The sequence below is a fragment of the Pseudomonas sp. NS1(2017) genome, from assembly GCF_002269425.1.
In the GTDB taxonomy this organism is placed as follows: domain Bacteria; phylum Pseudomonadota; class Gammaproteobacteria; order Pseudomonadales; family Pseudomonadaceae; genus Aquipseudomonas; species Aquipseudomonas reactans.
On sequence record NZ_CP022960.1, the window covers coordinates 549,213 to 568,413 of the forward strand.

General features: G+C 60.6%; 19 protein-coding genes. 10 read left to right on the forward strand and 9 right to left on the reverse strand.

The features are described from left to right. Positions 1 to 164: 164 nt before the first annotated feature. Together CI807_RS02565 and CI807_RS02570 are read left to right on the forward strand one after the other, a co-directional pair. Entirely contained in the window at positions 165 to 848 is a 684-nt protein-coding gene (locus CI807_RS02565; RefSeq protein ID WP_095013651.1) for a DNA-3-methyladenine glycosylase, read from the forward strand. Positions 849 to 864: 16 nt separating this feature from the next. After that, complete coding sequence (locus tag CI807_RS02570) at positions 865 to 2,181, forward strand: bifunctional DedA family/phosphatase PAP2 family protein (protein WP_095013652.1); 1,317 nt, start codon at positions 865 to 867, stop codon at positions 2,179 to 2,181. 2 nt (positions 2,182 to 2,183) lie between these two features. Here the strand turns inward: CI807_RS02570 and CI807_RS02575 are convergent, their stop codons facing one another. The 4 genes from CI807_RS02575 to CI807_RS02590 all read right to left on the reverse strand — a co-directional run bounded on the left by CI807_RS02575 (position 2,184) and on the right by CI807_RS02590 (position 4,169). Beyond that, on the reverse strand, positions 2,184 to 2,390 hold the full coding sequence (locus CI807_RS02575; protein ID WP_095017490.1) for a hypothetical protein: 207 nt from the start codon (positions 2,388 to 2,390) through the stop codon (positions 2,184 to 2,186). Between the two features lie 100 nt (positions 2,391 to 2,490). Next, entirely contained in the window at positions 2,491 to 3,081 is a 591-nt protein-coding gene (locus tag CI807_RS02580; RefSeq protein WP_016978577.1) for an LON peptidase substrate-binding domain-containing protein, read from the reverse strand. Between the two features lie 21 nt (positions 3,082 to 3,102). Continuing rightward, positions 3,103 to 3,819 (reverse strand): LrgB family protein, encoded by a 717-nt coding sequence (locus tag CI807_RS02585; RefSeq protein ID WP_095013653.1) that lies wholly within the window; start codon positions 3,817 to 3,819, stop codon positions 3,103 to 3,105. Further along, positions 3,816 to 4,169, reverse strand: a complete 354-nt coding sequence (locus CI807_RS02590; RefSeq protein WP_095013654.1) for a CidA/LrgA family protein — start codon at positions 4,167 to 4,169, stop codon at positions 3,816 to 3,818. Before CI807_RS02590 ends, CI807_RS02585 begins: the two co-directional genes overlap by 4 nt. Positions 4,170 to 4,459: 290 nt before the next feature. Here CI807_RS02590 and CI807_RS02595 point away from each other — a divergent pair, with 290 nt between their 5' ends. From CI807_RS02595 to CI807_RS02605, 3 genes are all read left to right on the forward strand, one after another. Beyond that, positions 4,460 to 4,915, forward strand: a complete 456-nt coding sequence (locus CI807_RS02595; RefSeq protein WP_010206803.1) for a MaoC family dehydratase — start codon at positions 4,460 to 4,462, stop codon at positions 4,913 to 4,915. A 105-nt stretch (positions 4,916 to 5,020) separates the two neighbouring features. Beyond that, positions 5,021 to 6,739 (forward strand): C13 family peptidase, encoded by a 1,719-nt coding sequence (locus CI807_RS02600; RefSeq protein WP_095013655.1) that lies wholly within the window; start codon positions 5,021 to 5,023, stop codon positions 6,737 to 6,739. A gap of 29 nt (positions 6,740 to 6,768) precedes the next feature. After that, positions 6,769 to 7,410 carry an oxidoreductase gene (locus CI807_RS02605; RefSeq protein ID WP_095013656.1) on the forward strand — a complete coding sequence of 214 codons (642 nt, stop codon included), beginning with the start codon at positions 6,769 to 6,771 and terminating at the stop codon, positions 7,408 to 7,410. 110 nt (positions 7,411 to 7,520) lie between these two features. Here CI807_RS02605 and CI807_RS02610 read toward each other — a convergent pair whose 3' ends face one another. The 5 genes from CI807_RS02610 to CI807_RS02630 all read right to left on the reverse strand — a co-directional run bounded on the left by CI807_RS02610 (position 7,521) and on the right by CI807_RS02630 (position 13,002). Next, the gene (locus tag CI807_RS02610; RefSeq protein ID WP_016978571.1) at positions 7,521 to 7,805 is read right to left on the reverse strand and encodes a YceK/YidQ family lipoprotein; all 285 of its coding nucleotides are present in this window, start codon (positions 7,803 to 7,805) and stop codon (positions 7,521 to 7,523) included. Further along, on the reverse strand, positions 7,798 to 8,427 hold the full coding sequence (gene ubiX, locus CI807_RS02615) for a flavin prenyltransferase UbiX (RefSeq protein WP_028618086.1): 630 nt from the start codon (positions 8,425 to 8,427) through the stop codon (positions 7,798 to 7,800). Before ubiX ends, CI807_RS02610 begins: the two co-directional genes overlap by 8 nt. After that, positions 8,424 to 9,773, reverse strand: coding sequence for a UDP-N-acetylmuramate:L-alanyl-gamma-D-glutamyl-meso-diaminopimelate ligase (mpl, locus tag CI807_RS02620; protein ID WP_095013657.1), 1,350 nt, complete (start codon positions 9,771 to 9,773; stop codon positions 8,424 to 8,426). The genes ubiX and mpl overlap by 4 nt, the downstream gene beginning before the upstream one ends. 115 nt (positions 9,774 to 9,888) lie before the next feature. Continuing rightward, positions 9,889 to 10,659 (reverse strand): hypothetical protein, encoded by a 771-nt coding sequence (locus CI807_RS02625; RefSeq protein ID WP_095013658.1) that lies wholly within the window; start codon positions 10,657 to 10,659, stop codon positions 9,889 to 9,891. 453 nt (positions 10,660 to 11,112) lie between these two features. Next, positions 11,113 to 13,002: a sigma-54-dependent Fis family transcriptional regulator gene (locus CI807_RS02630; RefSeq protein WP_095013659.1), complete on the reverse strand. Its 1,890-nt coding sequence runs from the start codon at positions 13,000 to 13,002 to the stop codon at positions 11,113 to 11,115. A 271-nt stretch (positions 13,003 to 13,273) separates the two neighbouring features. Between CI807_RS02630 and CI807_RS02635 the strand changes: the two genes are divergently transcribed. The 5 genes from CI807_RS02635 to CI807_RS02655 all read left to right on the forward strand — a co-directional run bounded on the left by CI807_RS02635 (position 13,274) and on the right by CI807_RS02655 (position 19,135). After that, positions 13,274 to 14,794 carry an aldehyde dehydrogenase family protein gene (locus tag CI807_RS02635; protein ID WP_016978566.1) on the forward strand — a complete coding sequence of 507 codons (1,521 nt, stop codon included), beginning with the start codon at positions 13,274 to 13,276 and terminating at the stop codon, positions 14,792 to 14,794. Between the two features lie 79 nt (positions 14,795 to 14,873). Then, the gene (gene eat / locus CI807_RS02640) at positions 14,874 to 16,307 is read left to right on the forward strand and encodes an ethanolamine permease (RefSeq protein WP_095013660.1); all 1,434 of its coding nucleotides are present in this window, start codon (positions 14,874 to 14,876) and stop codon (positions 16,305 to 16,307) included. A gap of 52 nt (positions 16,308 to 16,359) precedes the next feature. Beyond that, positions 16,360 to 17,754: an ethanolamine ammonia-lyase subunit EutB gene (locus CI807_RS02645; protein WP_028618091.1), complete on the forward strand. Its 1,395-nt coding sequence runs from the start codon at positions 16,360 to 16,362 to the stop codon at positions 17,752 to 17,754. Continuing rightward, positions 17,751 to 18,584, forward strand: coding sequence for an ethanolamine ammonia-lyase subunit EutC (gene eutC / locus CI807_RS02650; protein WP_095013661.1), 834 nt, complete (start codon positions 17,751 to 17,753; stop codon positions 18,582 to 18,584). The genes CI807_RS02645 and eutC overlap by 4 nt, the downstream gene beginning before the upstream one ends. 92 nt (positions 18,585 to 18,676) lie before the next feature. Next, on the forward strand, positions 18,677 to 19,135 hold the full coding sequence (locus tag CI807_RS02655; RefSeq protein WP_017735604.1) for an N-acetyltransferase: 459 nt from the start codon (positions 18,677 to 18,679) through the stop codon (positions 19,133 to 19,135). The last annotated feature ends 66 nt before the right edge of the window (positions 19,136 to 19,201 follow it).

Here is a 19,201-nt window from a genome sequence, read left to right on the forward strand (position 1 = left end):
CTTGGCAGGGAGGAAAGCGGCAGATTATAGCTGTGACGCCGCCCGACTGACAGCGGTGAGGGGCGGATGGTCGAAATGAACTGTAAAAACCTGGGGTTCAGCGGTAATTAAGGTGGGAGTTGTTATGATTCCGTCACATTTAGCCGTATTTACCCCTGACTGCCATGCCCAGCTCATCGCCCCAACTCCCCGCAAGCGCCCTGCCCGATGGCTTTTTCGACCGTGACGCACAAACGCTCGCGCGAGACTTGCTCGGAAAAGTCATACGCCATCGCGTGGGAAAAATCTGGCTTTCGGCGCGAATTATTGAAACCGAAGCCTATTACGTGGCGGAAAAAGGCAGTCACGCCTCGTTGGGCTACACAGAAAAGCGTAAGGCTTTGTTTCTGGATGGTGGCCATATCTACATGTACTACGCCCGTGGCGGCGATTCCCTGAACTTCAGCGCCCATGGACCGGGCAATGCCGTATTGATCAAATCGGCCTATCCGTGGGTCGATGATTTATCCGGCCCGGCGAGCCTTGCGCAGATGCTGCTGAACAACCCGAATGCCGACGGCAGCCCACGCCCTTCGCAAAAGCTGTGCGCTGGCCAGACCCTATTGTGTAAAGCCCTGGGGCTGAAGGTGCCGATGTGGGACGCCAAGCGCTTCGATCAGGAACTGCTCTACGTTGAAGACGTGGGCCAAACCCCGACCCAGATTATACAGACCACCCGCCTGGGCATCCCCAGCGGGCGCGATGAACACCTGATGTACCGCTTCGTCGATGCTGGCTACGCGCCTTATTGCACGCGGAACCCGCTGCGTCGGGGCCAGGTCGAAGGCCGAGATTATTTTTTGATTTGAGCATGGAGTGGATTGTATGGGCCAATGGCTCGATAGCATTACCGGCTGGTTGACCCTGAACCCCGAATGGCTGGCGGTCGCAGTCTTTATCGTCGCCTGCGTGGAGTGCCTGGCCATCGCCGGGTTGATCGTGCCAGGCACGGTACTGTTATTTGCGATTGCTGCCCTCGCCGGCAGTGGCGCGCTATCGCTGAGCGAAACGCTGCTGCTGGGTTTTCTGGGCGGGCTATTGGGTGACGCTGTTTCCTACTTCCTGGGCAGACATTTCCACCAGAACATCCGGCGCTTGCCCGGCTTGCGTCACCACCCTGAATGGATGAACGGCGCCGAAAGCTACTTTCACAAATACGGCATCGCCAGCCTGTTGGTCGGCCGTTTCATCGGCCCGTTACGGCCCATGCTGCCGATGGTGGCCGGGATGTGCGACATGCCCTTCCCACGCTTTGCAATTGTCAGCATCGTCGCGGCCGCGGGCTGGTCCGTGGCGTATCTGCTGCCAGGCTGGGCAACCGGCGCCGCTTTCCGCCTGCCGCTGCCGGAGGGCTTCTGGCCTGAAGCGGGCATTGTTGCAGCCTGTCTCGCGCTAGTGCTGGGCTTGAGCTTGAACAGCAGCCTGCGTAGCCATCGTCGTGCCACTTTGTGGATAGGCTGCGCCAGCCTCACCTTGTTGATCGCCGTGTTTATCGGCTATCCCCACCTCAACGATTTCGACCAGGGCCTGAGCGCCCTGGTGCAGGAACACCGCAGCCCCTGGCTGGATGAGGTGATGGTGCGCATCACCCAACTGGGCGAATTCAAGAAGATGTTCTTCGCCAGCGCCGTGTTCACTGGCCTGCTGCTACTGGCGCGACAATGGCGCCATGCCGTGTTTGTCGGCGCGACGTTGGCCGGGGCTGCGGTGATCAACACGGGGACTAAGTTGTTTTTCGCACGCGGCCGCCCGGAAATCCTGACAGACCCGCTGACCAGCTTCAGCATGCCCAGCGGCCACGCGTCTGGCGCGTTCGCGTTTTTCCTGGCCCTGGCGATCCTGGCAGGTCGCGGGCAACCCGTGCGGCTGCGCCTGACCTGGATGTTGCTGGGCTGTATTCCTGCCGCCTTCATTGCGCTGTCGCGGGTTTACCTTGGCGCCCACTGGCCCACGGACATCCTGGCCGGCACGTTGCTGGCGATGACTGTGTGTGCGTTCAGCCTGGGCATCAGCCAGTATCGAAGCCCGCTGCCGGCCATGTCGCAAAAAACCTGGTGGCTGTTGCTACCGGCGCTGGTCGCGGTGTTGAGCTTCATCGCGCTTACCGGCACGCCCCACGCGCTGCTGCGGTATGCCTACTGACCCTAGGCCGGGCCGAGCCAATCGATAGGAGCAACGCGGCGCTCACTGCATCGCTCACGCCGCTCCAATAACATTTCATCAGCGATGTCCGCTGCGCGCTCGGCGATGTATTCCGGGCCGCGCTTTGCATCCTGCTGGATCAACTGCCCGGTCACGCTGACAAAAAATGCATCCCAAACCGCTTGTTCCGAGTGCGTTAGCCGAATCATTGTCATCCCCTGATCATGGTTATGTGATCGGAAACTATTTCAGGCAGCGTGCGCGGAACAACCAAGGAATGTCTGACAACAACGCCAGACTTTTCCGAAATCAGGTAAACAGTTCGCCCTGCAACTCATCCAGCAGCATCTGGATCGCATCCAGCCGCTGCTGCGGGTCATCGAGCTGAAGCAGGTCGATCTTGTCAGCCTCGGTGAACGGCAGCAGATAGGCCAACTGATTGCCCAAGGCTTGCTGGCCGTCGGCGTGGGCGTCCATATCCAGTGAAGCGACCATCGGATGCTCGGCCAACGCCTGGAGCAGCGCCAGCAGGTCGGCGTCTTCCTCTTCCAAGGGCTGGTCCGGCAGCTCTTCGAGCCATTGCACTTCAGCCACCAGCAATTGGTCCTTCTGCACACCGGCATCGCGCACGCGGAACCTGCGGCCGCCTTCGACGCGAATCCCCAGCAGGCCGTTGTCCTGCTGTTTGAAGTCGCGGATCAGCGCTTCACAGCCGATCAATGCGTAGCCGTCCGGTGCCGTGCCCACCTCCTGGCCGTCAAGAATGCACACCACGCCGAAGCTTTCGCCCTTTTTCATGCAACGGGCGACCATGTCCAGGTAGCGCGCCTCGAACAGTTGCAGGTCGAGGGTGCAGCCAGGGAACAGCACGGTATTGAGCGGAAACAGCGCCAGACTCATAAAGGTTTCCTTAAACCCGGTTTAAACGATCACCGACACGGCCAGCGGCAGGAAAACCGCCGTGGCCACGCCCATCAAACTCATCGCCAACGCGGCAAAGGCGCCGCATTCTTCGCTTTCCTGCAGGGCCACCGAGGTGCCCACGGCGTGGGCCGTCATGCCCAGCGCCATGCCGCGCGCCTCGGGGCTGTGCACGCCCAGGCGGGACAAATACGCCGGGCCGATCATCGCGCCGATCACCCCGGTGATCAGCACAAACACCGCCGCCAACGCCGCCACGCCACCGATCTGCTCGGCCACCAACATGGCGATCGGCGAGGTCACCGACTTGGGTGCCATGGTCATCAACATCATGTGTTCGGCACCAAACCACCAGCCCAGCAGCACACACAGGCCGGTGGCAAGCACCCCGCCTATCACCAGCGTAGTAAAAATCGGCCAGAACAATTGGCGAATGCGCCGCAGGTTCAGGTAAAGCGGCACTGCCAGGGCCACCGTCGCCGGGCCGAGCAGGATGCCCATGATCTCAGTGCTCTTGCGGTACTCGGCGTAGCTCAGGCCACAGGTGATCAGCACGCCGATCACCAGCAGCATGGACACCAGCACCGGCTGCAGGAAGATCCAGCGGGTTTTCTCGAACCCTGCCAGTACCAGTTGATAGGCGCCGAGGGTGATACCGATGCCGAATAGCGGGTGATGAATCACCGCCGTCCACGCGCCGTGCCAGTCGAAGATCATTGATCCTTCTCCTTGCGTTTGACCATCTGCTGCATCAGCACGCCGACAAAGCCCATGGCAACCACCAGCGACAACACCAGCGCACCGACAATGGCCCAGAAATCCGCGGCAATGTCCTTGGCATACACCATCACCCCTACCGCCGGCGGCACCAGCAGCAATGGCAAGTAACGCAATAGACTGCTGGCCGCCAGGCTCAAGGGCTCGCCGACTTCGCCCTTCCAGATCAGGAAACCCAGCATCAGCAGCAGGCCGATGATCGGCCCCGGCAGCACCGGCAACAGCAAATGATTGATCGCCGTGCCGATCAGTTGAAACAGCACCAGCCAGGTCAGGCCACGTAACAGCATCCGTTCTTCCCCCTCAAGACTCGCCCGCATTATAAGCACGCCCGCCCTATGCACCGGCATTCGCCAAAAGCATGGTGGGTTGACCGAGCCGATTGGCCATGATGATCTACATTGGTTCTCTGTAACCCAAAAAAACCAATAACTCCTTCCTTGTAGGAGCGAGCTTGCTCGCGAAGGTCGTTAACGATTACGCGGGATTTCTGGCTTAACGCGGCGCGCTTGAGTTTTTCGCGAGCAAGCTCGCTCCTACAGTGGCTGGAGAACACACCGATGAACCAAGGAGAGACGCAATGCCCTATGTACCCGTAGCGCAGCTCAAAGATTATGTCGGCAAGGAACTGGGACGTTCCGAATGGCTCACCATCGACCAGGCGCGTATCAACCTGTTCGCCGAGGCCACTGGCGATCATCAGTTCATCCACGTCGACCCGGTCAAGGCCGCGCAAACCCCGTTCGGCAGCACCATCGCCCACGGTTTCCTGTCGCTGTCGCTGATGCCCAAGCTGATGGAAGACCTGCTGATCGTGCCCGAAGGCCTGAAGATGGCGGTCAACTATGGCCTGGACAGCGTGCGATTCATCCAGCCGGTCAAGGTCAATTCCAAGGTGCGCCTGAACGTGACGCTCAATGACGTCACCGAGAAAAAACCCGGCCAATGGCTGCTCAAGGCCACTGCCACCCTGGAAATCGAAGGCCAGGAAAAACCGGCTTACATTGCCGAGTCGTTGTCACTCTACTTCGTGTAAGCCCGTGCCTGTGGTGGGGATATAAACCTCACCACAGTGTATGTAAATTTATGTATGAAACTCGCAGCTGCGGCATACTCGGCGCTCAATTATCCGGATCCCGCTATGCGCCCACTCGCTCCCCTCGCCCTTGCCCTGTTGCTCACCGCTTGCGGAGACGGCGAATCGCTGTTGCCGCCCGATGCGCGCCTGCCCGACGGCGGCCGTTACCGGGGCGATGTGGTCGATGGCTTGCTGCAAGGCCAGGGCCGCGTGGACTACCCCAACGGCAGCTGGTACGCCGGCCAGTTCGACAAAGGCCAGTGGCATGGCCAGGGCGAATGGCATGGCAGCAATGGCGAAGTCTATAAAGGCCAATTCCAGCAAGGCCTGTTCGATGGCCAGGGCAGCCTGACCACGGCGGGCAGCCACTATGTGGGCGGCTTCAAGAACGGTCGACGCAACGGTGAAGGCACCCTCAAAGAGGGGCAGATGACCTATCGCGGCGAGTTCAAGGACGACCAGTATTCCGGGCTCGGCCGCCTGGAGCTGGCCGACGGCAGCCAATACCAGGGCCAGTTCGCCCACGGCAAGCCGAATGGCGAAGGCCAGCGCAACGACGACAGTGGCAACCAGTTCAGCGGCCACTTTGTCGATGGCCAGTTGGAAGGCAATGGCACGTTCAACAGCGCCGACGGCGACATCTATGTCGGCCAGTTCAAACAAAACCAACTGAACGGCAAGGGCCGCTATGAGAACGCCGACGGCGACGTGTGGATCGGCCAGTTCAAGGAAGGCGCGCTCAGCGGCAAGGGCGAATTGATCGGCGTCGACGGCAGCCACTATGTCGGCCAGTTCAGCGATTGGCGTTTCACCGGCGAAGGCCGCCTGAACCTCACCGACGGCAGCTTCTATATCGGCGGTTTCGACAGCGACAGCTATCAAGGCAAAGGCACCCTGGTCCTCACCGACGGCACCGTACAGGCCGGCGCCTGGGTCAACGGCATGCGCGTGCGGGACGCCGACGGCAAACTGCTGCCCGACCCGCTGGAAATCGGCGTGCTCGCCCAGGGCCGCTTGCTCGACGCCGCCCTCGCCGCCGTGCCCGCCTCCACACCGGCCGTGGAGCTGTACACCCTGGCCGTGGCCGGCGACGGCAAGCAGAGCGTGTTCCTGCGCGAAGCCGATTACGTCAGCAACATGCTCGCCACCCGTTTCGGTGCACGGGGGCAGATTCGCCTGGTCAACCACCGCGACCACATTGCCGACCGCCCGCTGGCCACTCGCGAAAGCCTGCGCCGCGCCGTGCAGACCCTGGCCGACCGCACCGGGCCGGAAGACCTGGTGTTTATCTACATGACCAGCCACGGCACCCACGAACACGAACTGGTGCTCGACCAACCGCGCATGGAGTTGGCCGACCTGCCCGCCGATGAGTTGGCCGCCGTGCTGGCACCGCTGAAGAACCGCGACAAGATCGTGGTGATTTCCGCCTGCTATTCCGGTGGTTTCATCCCGGCCTTGAAGGACGAGCGTACCCTGATCATGACCGCTTCCCGCGCCGACCGCGTGTCCTTCGGTTGCTCGGAAGAAGCCGACTTCACCTACTTTGGCGACGCCCTCTTCGCCCAGGCCTTCAACCAGACCGACGACTTGCAGCAAGCCTTCAAGCTGGCACAACTGCATGTGGCCGAACGCGAACAGGCGGACAACTTCGAAGCCTCCGAACCGCAGATCTGGGCCCCCAAGGGCGTGATCGCCCATTGGCAATTATTACGCAAACAGCAGGCACGAAAGGCGCTCGAAAGCGTCTCAATGAATAGCAAGGAAGCCAAAGGCAACTAAGCTGAACTGTGTAACAAGGGGGAAACACCATGTACCTGACGCCTCAGCATATCTTGCTCGCCGGAGCCTCCGGCCTTACCGGCGAACACCTGCTCGATCGCCTGCTCAACGAACCCACCGTGACCCGCGTGCTCGCGCCCAGCCGCAAGCCATTGGCCGAACACCCGCACCTGGAAAACCCGGTGGGCGACCCGGCGGTGTTCCTGCCGCAACTGAGTGGCCAGGTGGACCTGGCCTTCTGCTGCCTGGGCACCACCCTCAAACAAGCGGGCTCCGAAGCGGCGTTTCGCGCCGTCGACCTGGACATGGTCGTGGCCTTCGCCAAACGCGCGCGGGAAATGGGGGCACGCCACCTGATCGTGATCAGCGCGATTGGCGCCGACCCGAAATCCTCGATCTTCTACAACCGCGTCAAAGGGGAAATGGAAGAGGCCTTGAAAGCCCAGGACTGGCCACAACTGACCATCGTGCGGCCATCGTTGCTGTTGGGGGAACGACTGGAACCACGTTTGGCCGAACAACTGGCCGGGCCGTTGTCGAAGCTGATTCCTGGCAAATACCGCGGCATCGAAGTGTGCGAACTGGCCCGGGCCATGTGGCGCCTGGCGCTGGAAGAGCAGGATGGGGTGCGGGTGGTGGAGTCGGATGAATTGCGCAAACTCGGCAAATAATAGGTTTCAAATACCTGTAGGAGCGAGCTTGCTCGCGAAGAACGCACAGGCGCTGAGTTCTTCCAGGAGACCCGCGTTTTCGTTAACGATCTTCGCGAGCAAGCTCGCTCCTACAAGCCACCTGTAGCGTTGAAGCCAACGCCCAACACCGTCAACACCGACAGCGGCAACAACAAGGTATCAAGCAACGCACTCGCCGGCAGATCCACACCGGGATAAGCCGGCGCCTCGGCACCAAACCGGTCCTTGGCGCAGCAACCGCCATTCATTGCATACAAATCCAACCGCGTACCGGCATACACCACCGGCGCGCCAGGTTGCGCCGCGTCCAACGTGCGCGCCGTGGCGCAGCCCGTCAGTTGCAGCGCCAGCAGGATCAGCAGCGCCTTATTCATCACTGCTCAAATGGTGCTCGCCCCAGCGTGGCAGCATGTCCTGAGGAATGTTCAGCAGGTTGAGAATGCGCGCCACCACAAAATCCACCAGGTCATCGATGGTCTGCGGCTGGTGATAAAAACCCGGCGAGGCCGGCAGAATCGTCACGCCCATGTTCGACAGCTTGAGCATGTGTTCCAGGTGAATGCTCGAATACGGCGCTTCACGGGGCACCAGGATCAACTGGCGACGCTCCTTCAAGGTCACGTCCGCTGCGCGCTCGATCAGGTTGTTGCAGGCACCCGTGGCAATCGCCGACAACGTCCCAGTGGAACACGGCACCACCACCATCGCTGCCGGCGCACCCGAACCAGACGCCACGGGCGACATCCAGTCCTCTTTGCCGTAGACCTTGATCTGCCCCGCTGCCGCACCGGTGTATTCGGTGAGGAAGGCCTGCATCGTCTGTACCTTGGGCGGCAGCGCCACGTCGGTCTCGGTGGCCATCACCAGTTGCGCGGCCTTGGAGATCAGGAAGTGCACCTCACGGTCTTCACGCACCAGGCAATCCAGCAGGCGCAAACCATAAGGCGCACCGGAGGCGCCGGTCATCGCCAGGGTGACGCGTTCCGGGCCACTCATTTCAGCGCCCCGGCCAGTTTGCCGTGCAGGCCACCAAAGCCGCCGTTGCTCATGACCACCACGTGGGTGCCCGGCTTGGCCTGGTGCTTGACGTGTTCAATGATGCCTTCGATGGAGTCGCAGACGATGGAGGGCACGGTGCACAGGGCAGCAATCGCCGGCAGATCCCAGCCGAGGTTGGCCGGCGCGTACCAGACCACTTGGTCGGCATCATTGACGCTTTCTGGCAGGCCATCGCGGTGGGCACCGAGCTTCATGGAGTTGGAGCGTGGCTCGACAATCGCGATGATCGGCGCATCGCCGACACGTTTGCGCAGGCCATCCAACGTAGTAGCAATGGCTGTCGGGTGATGGGCAAAGTCGTCGTAGATAGTAATCCCATTCACGTCGGCGACTTTTTCCATGCGGCGCTTCACGCTTTTGAAAGCGCTCAACGCGGCAATGCCCATGGACGGCACCACGCCCACATGCCGCGCGGCCGCCAGGGTGACCAACGCGTTGGCAACGTTGTGCTGGCCGGTCATGTCCCACTCGACGATGCCTTGAGCTTGGCCTTCGAACAGCACTTCAAACTTGGAACCGTCTTCGCTGAGCAGCTTGACCTGCCACTGCCCGCCCGCGCCGGTGGTTTGCACCGGGGTCCAGCAGCCCATCTCGATCACACGCTGCAAGGCGGGTTCGGTGGTCGGGTGGATCACCAGGCCTTCGCTTGGAATGGTGCGTACCAAGTGATGGAACTGCCGCTCGATGGCTGGCAAATCGGGGAAGATGTCGGCGTGATCGAACTCCAGATTGTTCAGGATCGCCGTGCGCGGGCGGTAGTGAACGAACTTGGAGCGCTTGTCGAAGAAGGCGCTGTCGTATTCATCTGCCTCGATCACAAAGAACGGCGTGTCGCCCAGACGCGCCGACACCGAGAAATTCTGCGGCACGCCGCCGATCAGGAAGCCCGGGCTCATGCCCGCATGTTCCAGCACCCACGCCAGCATGCTGCTGGTGGTGGTCTTGCCGTGAGTGCCAGCGACCGCGAGTACCCAGCGGCCTTGCAACACATGGTCGGCCAGCCACTGCGGGCCAGACACATAAGGCAAACCTTTATTGAGTACGTACTCGACCGCCGGGTTGCCACGGGACATGGCATTGCCGATCACCACCAGGTCCGGGACCGGGTCGAATTGCGATGGGTCGTAGCCTTGGGTCAGCTCGATGCCCTGGGCCTCGAGTTGCGTGCTCATGGGCGGATATACATTGGCGTCGGAGCCTGTCACGTGATGGCCCAGCTCTTTGGCCAGAACCGCCATCGAGCCCATGAACGTGCCGCAAATACCGAGAATATGAATGTGCATAGTCAACCTCGTAAAACATCGAGGCAGGTTAGCGCAGGGAGGGGCAAATCGCACCTTTTATACGGCCAGGGGCCGAACGAAGAGCAGGTGGGCACTTCGCTCGGCCCTGGCGCTTTCAGACGGTGCCGTCAGCTTTATTATTGCCGTCTTTCATCGCAGCGAGAAATCGCAACCTTTCATAAGCCTCAGTCATGCGCTCGAGTTTCTTTTCAATCAGGTTAAGGCGTCCTTTCGGGTCGGTAGGTATCGGCTCTCCAGGCTTATAAGGTTTGAAAATCAAGCCATTTTGCCGAGTGGCCTTTTTCAGATGTTGCTCTGATAGACCGAGCAACTTTTCGAGGTTATCTAAGCGCCCGGCAGTATCGGTTGGCCAACTATCATTTTTCGTAAATACACTACTGGTATCCCCGAGCGTAAACATCACGGTGGAGGCCATCCCCAGCAACTTCATTTCAACTTCATCCACTTGTGCACTGGTCGGATCTGCTGTCGACAGCACAGGTTCGCTCGACGAAGTAGAGGCTGGGGTCTTCGACTGGCTGGTGGCTCCCGGCAAAAAGGGCGGCGGTAACACCCCTGGGGCATAGGTAGCCTTGATCGCCTCCCCCGTAGCGACAGAGCCCGCGTAGGCTGCGACATTGATAGGCGCGCTGATCAGCCCTGTGATACCCGCACTGATAAACGCATCACGGGCGACACGGCTAGCGTTGGGCCCTGTAGCAATCACTCCGGACTTGACCAGGCTCTCAGCGTCGATCAATCGCTTGGTGGCCTCAGCGACGCTGATCGGCGCTTGTTTGCGTAAGCCAGCCATCAACAAATCATCATTGGCTTTGATCTTATTGGCAACGATGACTGTCTGCCCCGCTCCCTTGAACCCGTCCACCGGTGGATGCTGACCGGGCTTCGGAGAAGGACCAGCCTTGGGCAAAGGTTTAGGCGCCGGCAGCGCAGGGGGCAGCGGAGGAGGAGGCGACGGGGACCGCCGTCCAAACCTCGGAAAACCTTTCAATGCCCTTTTGGCACGATTCAGAGGTTGATTCGGGGCCTCAGAGTTATGGTCGACAGCCGGAGGTGGGGGCTCCTCTGCCGAAGTGGGCTGTACAGGAATGAAGGGAACGGTTGGTGTTGTAATGATCATCGTATTCACCCAAGTGACTTTTATTATTTGAAACACCGATTGCAGGTGCCTTAACTGAGTGAACAACTTGCGCTGAACCGTTCCTATCAGAACACCCCAACACAGCGCGTAGGGCACTTCAAACTTAACAATAAAAGCGTCACATGACTGATTATCTCAGCGCATTAAAACTTACGGCTACGATCGCAGAATATCCTCTCAACGTTCCCCTGCCGCAGCGCGTGTGATCCCATGCTTACGTAACTTGCGATACAAGGTATTGCGGCTGACACCCAAGTGCTCGGCGACTTGCGTCATATGCCAGTGTTGACGATCCAGCGTCGCCAGTAGGGTTTGGCGCTCGGCGTCCTCCAGAGGCGACTTGATGACCGTTTGCACGGATGCCTGACGGAACACCGCCGGCAGATCTGACAGCCCTATCCGCCCGTCATCACATAGCGCCACCACTGTGCGCAATACCGTACGCATCTGGCGGACATTGCCGGGCCAGGCAAACGCCAGCAACGCCTGACGCGCACCGGATTCGAGGCTGACCAATTGCCCGGCGGACTCTTCTGCCAGCAGGAAGTCCAGCAACTGAGGCCTGTCACGGCGTTCGCGCAAAGGCGGCAAGCCGACCTCCAGGCCGTTAAGGCGGTAATACAGATCTTCGCGAAAACTGCCGTTCTGCACACGCTCCAGTAAATTGCGGTGAGTGGCACTGATAACTCTGACGTTCACCGCCTGGGGCTCACCACCGATCGGCACCACCAGCCTATCCTCCAGCACCCTTAAGAGACGGGTTTGCAGCGCCAAGGGCATGTCGCCGATTTCATCGAGGAACAAGGTTCCTCCATCGGCCTGTTGCAACTTGCCTTGCATGCCCTCCTTACGCGCGCCGGTAAAGCTGCCGCCGCGATAGCCGAACAGCTCGCTTTCGATCAGGCTTTCCGGGATGGCGGCGCAGTTGAGGGCCACAAACGCCTGGTCAGCGCGCTGGCTGGCGTAGTGCACGGCCTTGGCAAAGGCTTCCTTGCCAGAACCGGTCTCGCCATTGATCAACAGCGGCACATCCCGCTCGAACACCCGCAGTGCCTTGCGAAAATCATTTTGCATCGCCGAATCGCCCAGGCAAATGCCGGGCAGCCGTGAAGGCTCAGGCTTGGCGATGGGGGTTGACGCGCTGCGCGCTTGCCCACGCAAAGCGGCGAACAGATGCCGGCCATCCCGCGTGCGCAACGGCCAACTGGCCGTGGCATTTGCGCTGGCGCGCCCGAGCAATTGATCCAGGGAGCAATCGAAAAATGCCTCTACTGGCTGCCCCTGCAACCCGTCACGCCGTTGCCCCAACAGGTTCAACGCACTCTGGTTGACCGCACAGATGCGCCCTTCTCCATCAAACGCCAGCAACCCTTCGCTGAACAACCCCACTGACTCCGCCTGCAGATGAAAACGCAGCAGCCAATGGTTTTCGAAATGACGCAGGAAGTAACAACTCTCGATCATCTTCGCCGACAGGTTCACCAGCGCCATCGTGTGGAACTGGCTTTGGCGCGACACCGCCTCCCGCGCCGAGGACACATCCAACACCGCCAGCAGATCCCCATGAGGGTCGAACACCGGGCTCGCCGAGCAGGTCAGCCCGGTATGCCGACCACGGAAGTGTTCGTCACGATGAATGGTCAGGGATTGGCGCTCCACCAGGCAGGTGCCGATGCCGTTGGTGCCCTCGCAGGCCTCACTCCAGTCGGCACCCAGCCACAACCCGGCACGCTCGAAGATCTTGCGCTCGGACGGCGCGGTGACACAGTTGAGGATCACACCGCGTGCATCCGTGAGCAACACAGCATGCCCGGCGCCGGAGAGCTGTTGATGCAGGCTGTTCATCTCACTGCCGGCAATGTGCAGCACTTGTTGCAGGCGCTCGCGGCTTTCCAGCAAGCGACCATGTTCAAGCACAGTGGGTGCAATGGTTTGCGCAGGGTCGAGGTGGTAGTCCTCCAGGCAACGCAGCCAGGAGCGGGCGATGGACGGATCGCTGGACGGGTCGCGGCCATGCGCCACGGTGAGGACTTGCTGGGCATGGCGGCTGAAATGATCGTTGTGCATTTCTTATTATTCTCCCTGCGTGAGAACTGCCAGCATCCCCCAGCCATCCAGGCAATGCAATCCCGGGCCGACCCACCAGTCACAGGCTGTACCGTTTATGGCACAAACTGTCACACCGGGTGTATCGAGCCTGCCACAGCAACGCCTTGCTACAAAGCCCAACCCCTTGATTTACCTAGCTTGCAAAGCGCTGGCCCAACCTTTGCTCTACGCTTTATCAAGCGCAATATCGCTGTACTCCAATAAACATAAAAGTCAGGAGATACCCACCATGCGTTACGCACACCCCGGTACTGAAGGCGCCATCGTTTCGTTCAAGGCCAAGTACGGCAACTACATCGGCGGCGAGTTCGTTGCGCCGGTCGATGGCAACTATTTCACCAACACCTCGCCGGTCAACGGCAAGGCCATCGCCGAATTCCCGCGCTCCACGGCCAAAGACATCGACAAGGCCCTGGACGCCGCCCATGCCGCCGCCGACGCCTGGGGCAAGACCTCGGCCCAGGACCGTTCGCTGGTCCTGCTGAAAATCGCCGACCGCATCGAACAGAACCTCGAACTGCTGGCCATCACCGAAACCTGGGACAACGGCAAGGCCGTGCGTGAAACCCTCAACGCCGACATCCCACTGGCCGCCGACCACTTCCGCTACTTCGCCGGCTGCATCCGCGCCCAGGAAGGCACCAGCGCCGAAATCAACGAACACACAGCGTCCTACCACTTCCATGAACCGCTGGGCGTGGTCGGCCAGATCATCCCGTGGAACTTCCCGATCCTGATGGCCGCGTGGAAACTCGCACCGGCCCTGGCCGCCGGTAACTGCGTGGTGCTCAAGCCCGCCGAGCAAACCCCGCTGGGCATCACCGTGCTGCTGGAGGTGATCGGAGACCTGTTGCCACCAGGCGTGTTGAACGTGGTTCAAGGCTTCGGTAAAGAAGCCGGCGAAGCCCTCGCCACCAGCAAGCGCATTGCCAAGATTGCCTTCACTGGCTCGACGCCCGTGGGCTCGCACATCATGCATGCGGCGGCCGAGAACATCATTCCGTCCACCGTGGAACTGGGCGGCAAGTCGCCGAACATCTTCTTCGCCGACATCATGAAAGCCGAGCCATCCTTTATCGAGAAAGCCGCTGAAGGCTTGGTGCTGGCGTTCTTCAACCAGGGTGAAGTGTGCACCTGCCCTTCCCGTGCGCTGGTGGAAGAGTCGATCTACGACGACTTCATGAAAGTCGTGATGAAGAAAATCGAGTCGATCAAACGCGGCGATCCGCTGGACACCGACACCATGGTCGGCGCCCAGGCGTCCGAGCAGCAGTTCGACAAGATCCTGTCCTACCTGGAAATCGCCAAGGGCGAAGGCGCACAACTGCTGACCGGCGGCAAGGTCGAGAAGCTCACCGGCGACATGGCCGGCGGTTATTACATCCAGCCGACCCTGCTCAAGGGCACCAACGAAATGCGTGTGTTCCAGGAAGAAATCTTCGGCCCGGTGGTGAGCATCACCACCTTCAAGGACGAAGCCGAAGCCCTGGCGATCGCCAACGACACCGAGTTCGGCCTGGGCGCCGGCGTGTGGACCCGCGACATCAACCGCGCCTACCGCATGGGCCGCGCGATCAAGGCGGGCCGCGTGTGGACCAACTGCTATCACCTGTACCCGGCGCATGCCGCGTTTGGTGGTTACAAGAAATCCGGTGTCGGCCGTGAGACGCACAAGATGATGCTGGATCATTACCAGCAGACCAAGAACTTGCTGGTGAGTTACGACATTAATCCACTCGGGTTCTTCTGACCCTCTCGTGGGCACCGGTCCACCGGTGCCCACGCCTGTTCGCGCTCAACCAAAACAATAAGAACGGACGGTACTTCTCATGCCTAGCGAACCCACTGGATCCTCCGTCGACTTCGAAAAAGTCGACTCCCAATACTTCCAACAACGCGAACTGAAAAAAGGCGCCGCCGGCTGGGTGTTGCTGGTCGGCCTTGGCGTTGCCTACGTGATTTCCGGCGACTACGCCGGTTGGAACTTCGGTCTGGCCCAGGGTGGCTGGGGCGGGATGTTCCTCGCCACATTGCTAATGGCCACCATGTACCTGTGCATGTGTTTTTCCCTGGCCGAACTGTCTTCCATGATTCCCACCGCTGGCGGCGGCTACGGCTTTGCCCGCAGCGCATTCGGGCCGTGGGGCGGGTTCCTCACGGGCACCGCGATCCTGATCGAATACGCCATTGCCCCCGCTGCCATCGCGGTGTTTATCGGTGCGTATTGCGAGTCGCTGTTCGGTATCGGCGGCTGGATGATTTACCTGGCGTTCTACATCATCTTTATCGGCATCCACATTTTTGGTGTGGGCGAAGCCCTGAAGTTGATGTTTGTGATCACCGCCGTGGCCGCAATAGCACTGGGTGTGTTCCTAATTGCGATGGTGCCGCACTTCAATGTCGCCAACCTGCTGGACATTCCGGTGACCGAGGCCAAGGGTGCCAGCACCTTCCTGCCGTTTGGCTATGTCGGTGTGTGGGCCGCAATTCCTTATGCCATCTGGTTCTTCCTGGCCGTAGAGGGTGTGCCCCTGGCCGCCGAAGAAACCAAGAACCCGAAACGCGACCTGCCGCGTGGCTTGATCGGCGCCATTGTGGTGCTGACCAGTTTTGCCCTGCTTATCCTCGTGATTGCACCGGGCGGCGCCGGTACCTACGCGCTGATCAAATCCGGCAACCCGCTGGTTGAAGCACTGGCATTGTCTTACGGCGGCTCCACCTGGATGGGCAGTTTCGTCAACCTCGTCGGCCTTGCCGGCCTGATCGCGAGCTTTTTCTCGATCATCTACGCCTATTCGCGGCAGATCTTCGCACTGTCCCGCGCCGGCTACCTGCCGCGCAAACTGTCCCAGACCAACAAAAGCAAGGCGCCAGTATTGGCCTTGGTGATCCCCGGCATCATCGGCTTCGGCTTGTCGCTGACCGGCCAGGGTGACCTGCTGATTCTGGTGGCGGTGTTTGGCGCGACCATTTCCTACGTACTGATGATGGCCGCGCACATCACCCTGCGCATCCGTCGCCCCAAAATGGACCGTCCGTACCGTACACCGGGCGGCATCTTTACCTCTGGCGTTGCGCTGGTGCTGGCCTGTGTGGCCGTGGTGGCGGGCTTTCTAGTGGATCCACGGGTGGTGATTGGCGCCGCGATCATCTATGGAGTATTAATTGCTTACTTTGCTTTCTACAGCCGGCATCACTTGGTAGCAGGCACGCCCGAAGAGGAATTCGCGGCGATCCAGGCCGCAGAGGCCGCCTTGCACTAACTGCCGTAAACCTCGACGCGGGCAGCCGCCCGCGTCGTCAAGGAGACACTGTATGGCAAGCTTTTCCCACGCGGTGGGTGCACAAACCTACCGCTTCGACAGCCTCAAGGACGTGATGGCCAAGGCCAGCCCCGCACGTTCCGGGGACTTCCTCGCCGGCGTCGCCGCACAGAATGACGGTGAACGGGTGGCGGCGCAGATGGCACTGGCGAATATCCCGTTGAAGCACTTCCTGCAAGAAGTGCTGATCCCCTATGAAAGCGACGAAGTCACCCGCCTGATCATCGACACCCACGATAAACAGGCGTTTGCCGCCGTCAGCCACCTGACCGTGGGCGGACTGCGCGACTGGTTGCTCAGCGATGCGGCCGACGAACATTCCCTCCGCGCCTTGGCGCCAGGTCTGACGCCAGAGATGGCGGCGGCCGTGTCCAAGATCATGCGTGTGCAGGACCTGGTGCTGGTGGCGCAGAAGATCCGCGTGGTCACGCAATTTCGCGGCACCATGGGCCTGCGCGGGCGTTTATCCACACGCCTGCAACCGAACCATCCTACAGACGAACCGGCGGGCATCGCCGCGAGCATTCTGGATGGCCTGTTGTACGGCAATGGCGACGCCATGATCGGCATCAACCCGGCCACCGACAGCATCGCCTCGATCTGCGCCATGCTGGAGATGCTCGACGCGATCATTCAGCGCTATGAGATCCCGACCCAGGCCTGCGTACTCACCCACGTCACCACCTCCATCGAGGCCATCAACCGTGGCGTGCCGCTGGATCTGGTATTCCAGTCGATCGCCGGCACTGAGGCGGCCAACGCCAGTTTCGGCATCAGCCTGAGCGTGTTGCAGGAAGGCTACGAAGCGGGCTTGAGCCTCAATCGCGGCACGTTGGGCCAGAACCTGATGTATTTCGAAACCGGCCAGGGCAGCGCCTTGTCGGCCAATGCGCACTTTGGCGTCGACCAACAAACCTGCGAGACCCGCGCCTACGCAGTAGCCCGACATTTCAAACCGTTTCTGGTGAATACAGTCGTAGGATTTATCGGCCCGGAGTACCTCTACAACGGCAAGCAGATCATCCGCGCCGGCCTCGAAGACCACTTCTGCGGCAAGCTGCTCGGTGTGCCCATGGGTTGCGACATCTGCTACACCAACCACGCCGAAGCCGACCAGGACGACATGGACACCCTGCTGACCCTGCTCGGCGTAGCCGGAATCAACTTCATCATGGGCATCCCCGGTTCCGACGACATCATGCTCAACTACCAGACCACCTCGTTCCACGACGCGCTGTACGCCCGGCAAACATTGGGTTTAAAACCGGCGCCGGAGTTTGAGCAGTGGCTGGCAAAAATGGGCATCTTCACGCAAGCCGACGGCAAGGTGCACTTCGGCAACAGCCTGCCACCGGCCTTTCGCCAAGCCTTGGCGCAACTGGGATGAAGGAGCCGCCTGTGCAACCCGACCTGCCTGACAACCCCTGGCTGGAACTGCGTCGCCTGACCCCGGCGCGCATCGCCCTGGGCCGCACCGGCACCAGCATTCCCACCAATGCGCAGCTGGATTTTCAGTTTGCCCACGCCCAGGCGCGGGACGCGGTGCATTTGCCTTTTGATCATGCGGGCCTCAGCAGCCAGTTGGCCGAACGCGGGCGTGAAACGCTGTTGCTGCACAGTGCCGCTGCCGACCGACACAGCTACCTGCAACGCCCGGACCTGGGGCGGCGCCTGAGTGATGAATCCGCCCAAGCGCTGCGCGACCATGCGTCAGCCAATCCCGGCGGCGTGGATTTAGCCGTGGTGGTGGCCGATGGTTTATCCGCCTTGGCCGTACATAAACATACCCTGCCCTTTCTGACACGCATGGAAGAACAAACCCACGCGGAAGGTTGGTCGTTGTCGCCGGTCATCCTGGTGGAACAAGGCCGCGTGGCGGTGGCCGATGAAATCGGGCAATTGCTTGGTGCCAAGATGGTGGTGATCCTGATCGGCGAACGGCCGGGGCTCAGTTCACCGGACAGCCTGGGCCTGTATTTCACCTACAACCCGAAGGTCGGCCTCACTGACGCCTATCGCAATTGCATCTCCAATGTGCGCCTGGAGGGCCTGAGCTATGGGATGGCGGCCCATCGTTTGCTGTACTTGATGCGAGAGGCGTGTCGTCGGCAGCTGTCGGGGGTCAATCTCAAGGACGAGGCGCAGGTTCAGACCATTGGATCGGATGATCCCGACCTGATGAAAGGCAATTTTCTACTCAGCTCACCGGATGACTGATCGCCGCACGATTGCGCTTTTTCGCGCCATTAGGCAGCATCGAGTCACGGCCGCTTGTGTGGTCATACCCCATTTGGAAGTTGAGGCCTGGCATGCGGATTACTCAAGCGACCCTGGAACACCTGGACCTGTTGACCCCGCTGTTCGTCAAATACCGTGAGTTCTACGGGGCCTTGCCCTTCCCGGATTCGTCACGGGCCTTTCTGGAGAAGCGTCTGCGCCGCAAGGAATCGGTGATTTACCTGGCTCTGGCGGATGATGACGACAAAAAACTGCTGGGCTTTTGCCAGCTGTACCCGAGCTTTTCGTCGTTGTCGCTCAAGCGGGTGTGGATCCTCAATGACATCTATGTGGCTGAAGACGCACGCCGGCAACTGGTGGCGGATAACCTGATGCGCACGGCGAAAAAGATGGCCAAGGAGACCCACGCGGTACGGTTGCGGGTATCGACCAGCAGCGACAATGAAGTGGCGCAGAAGACCTACGAGTCGATTGGGTTTCGCGAAGATACGGAGTTCAAGAACTACGTGCTGCCGATCAGCGAGGACTGACCAAGAGGCGCCTCCCACCTGAGCTGGCTTGTTGTGGCGAGCGGGCTTGCCCCGCGTTGGGCCGCG

Bases quoted from the DNA above. Each gene is read 5' to 3' on its own strand.
- CI807_RS02565 (WP_095013651.1), top strand. From the start codon at position 165: ATGCCCAGCTCATCGCCCCAACTCCCCGCAAGCGCCCTGCCCGATGGC.
- CI807_RS02570 (WP_095013652.1), top strand. From the start codon at position 865: ATGGGCCAATGGCTCGATAGCATTACCGGCTGGTTGACCCTGAACCCC.
- CI807_RS02575 (WP_095017490.1), bottom strand. From the start codon at position 2,390: ATGATTCGGCTAACGCACTCGGAACAAGCGGTTTGGGATGCATTTTTT.
- CI807_RS02580 (WP_016978577.1), bottom strand. From the start codon at position 3,081: ATGAGTCTGGCGCTGTTTCCGCTCAATACCGTGCTGTTCCCTGGCTGC.
- CI807_RS02585 (WP_095013653.1), bottom strand. From the start codon at position 3,819: ATGATCTTCGACTGGCACGGCGCGTGGACGGCGGTGATTCATCACCCG.
- CI807_RS02590 (WP_095013654.1), bottom strand. From the start codon at position 4,169: ATGCTGTTACGTGGCCTGACCTGGCTGGTGCTGTTTCAACTGATCGGC.
- CI807_RS02595 (WP_010206803.1), top strand. From the start codon at position 4,460: ATGCCCTATGTACCCGTAGCGCAGCTCAAAGATTATGTCGGCAAGGAA.
- CI807_RS02600 (WP_095013655.1), top strand. From the start codon at position 5,021: ATGCGCCCACTCGCTCCCCTCGCCCTTGCCCTGTTGCTCACCGCTTGC.
- CI807_RS02605 (WP_095013656.1), top strand. From the start codon at position 6,769: ATGTACCTGACGCCTCAGCATATCTTGCTCGCCGGAGCCTCCGGCCTT.
- CI807_RS02610 (WP_016978571.1), bottom strand. From the start codon at position 7,805: ATGAATAAGGCGCTGCTGATCCTGCTGGCGCTGCAACTGACGGGCTGC.
- ubiX (WP_028618086.1), bottom strand. From the start codon at position 8,427: ATGAGTGGCCCGGAACGCGTCACCCTGGCGATGACCGGCGCCTCCGGT.
- mpl (WP_095013657.1), bottom strand. From the start codon at position 9,773: ATGCACATTCATATTCTCGGTATTTGCGGCACGTTCATGGGCTCGATG.
- CI807_RS02630 (WP_095013659.1), bottom strand. From the start codon at position 13,002: ATGCACAACGATCATTTCAGCCGCCATGCCCAGCAAGTCCTCACCGTG.
- CI807_RS02635 (WP_016978566.1), top strand. From the start codon at position 13,274: ATGCGTTACGCACACCCCGGTACTGAAGGCGCCATCGTTTCGTTCAAG.
- eat (WP_095013660.1), top strand. From the start codon at position 14,874: ATGCCTAGCGAACCCACTGGATCCTCCGTCGACTTCGAAAAAGTCGAC.
- CI807_RS02645 (WP_028618091.1), top strand. From the start codon at position 16,360: ATGGCAAGCTTTTCCCACGCGGTGGGTGCACAAACCTACCGCTTCGAC.
- eutC (WP_095013661.1), top strand. From the start codon at position 17,751: ATGAAGGAGCCGCCTGTGCAACCCGACCTGCCTGACAACCCCTGGCTG.
- CI807_RS02655 (WP_017735604.1), top strand. From the start codon at position 18,677: ATGCGGATTACTCAAGCGACCCTGGAACACCTGGACCTGTTGACCCCG.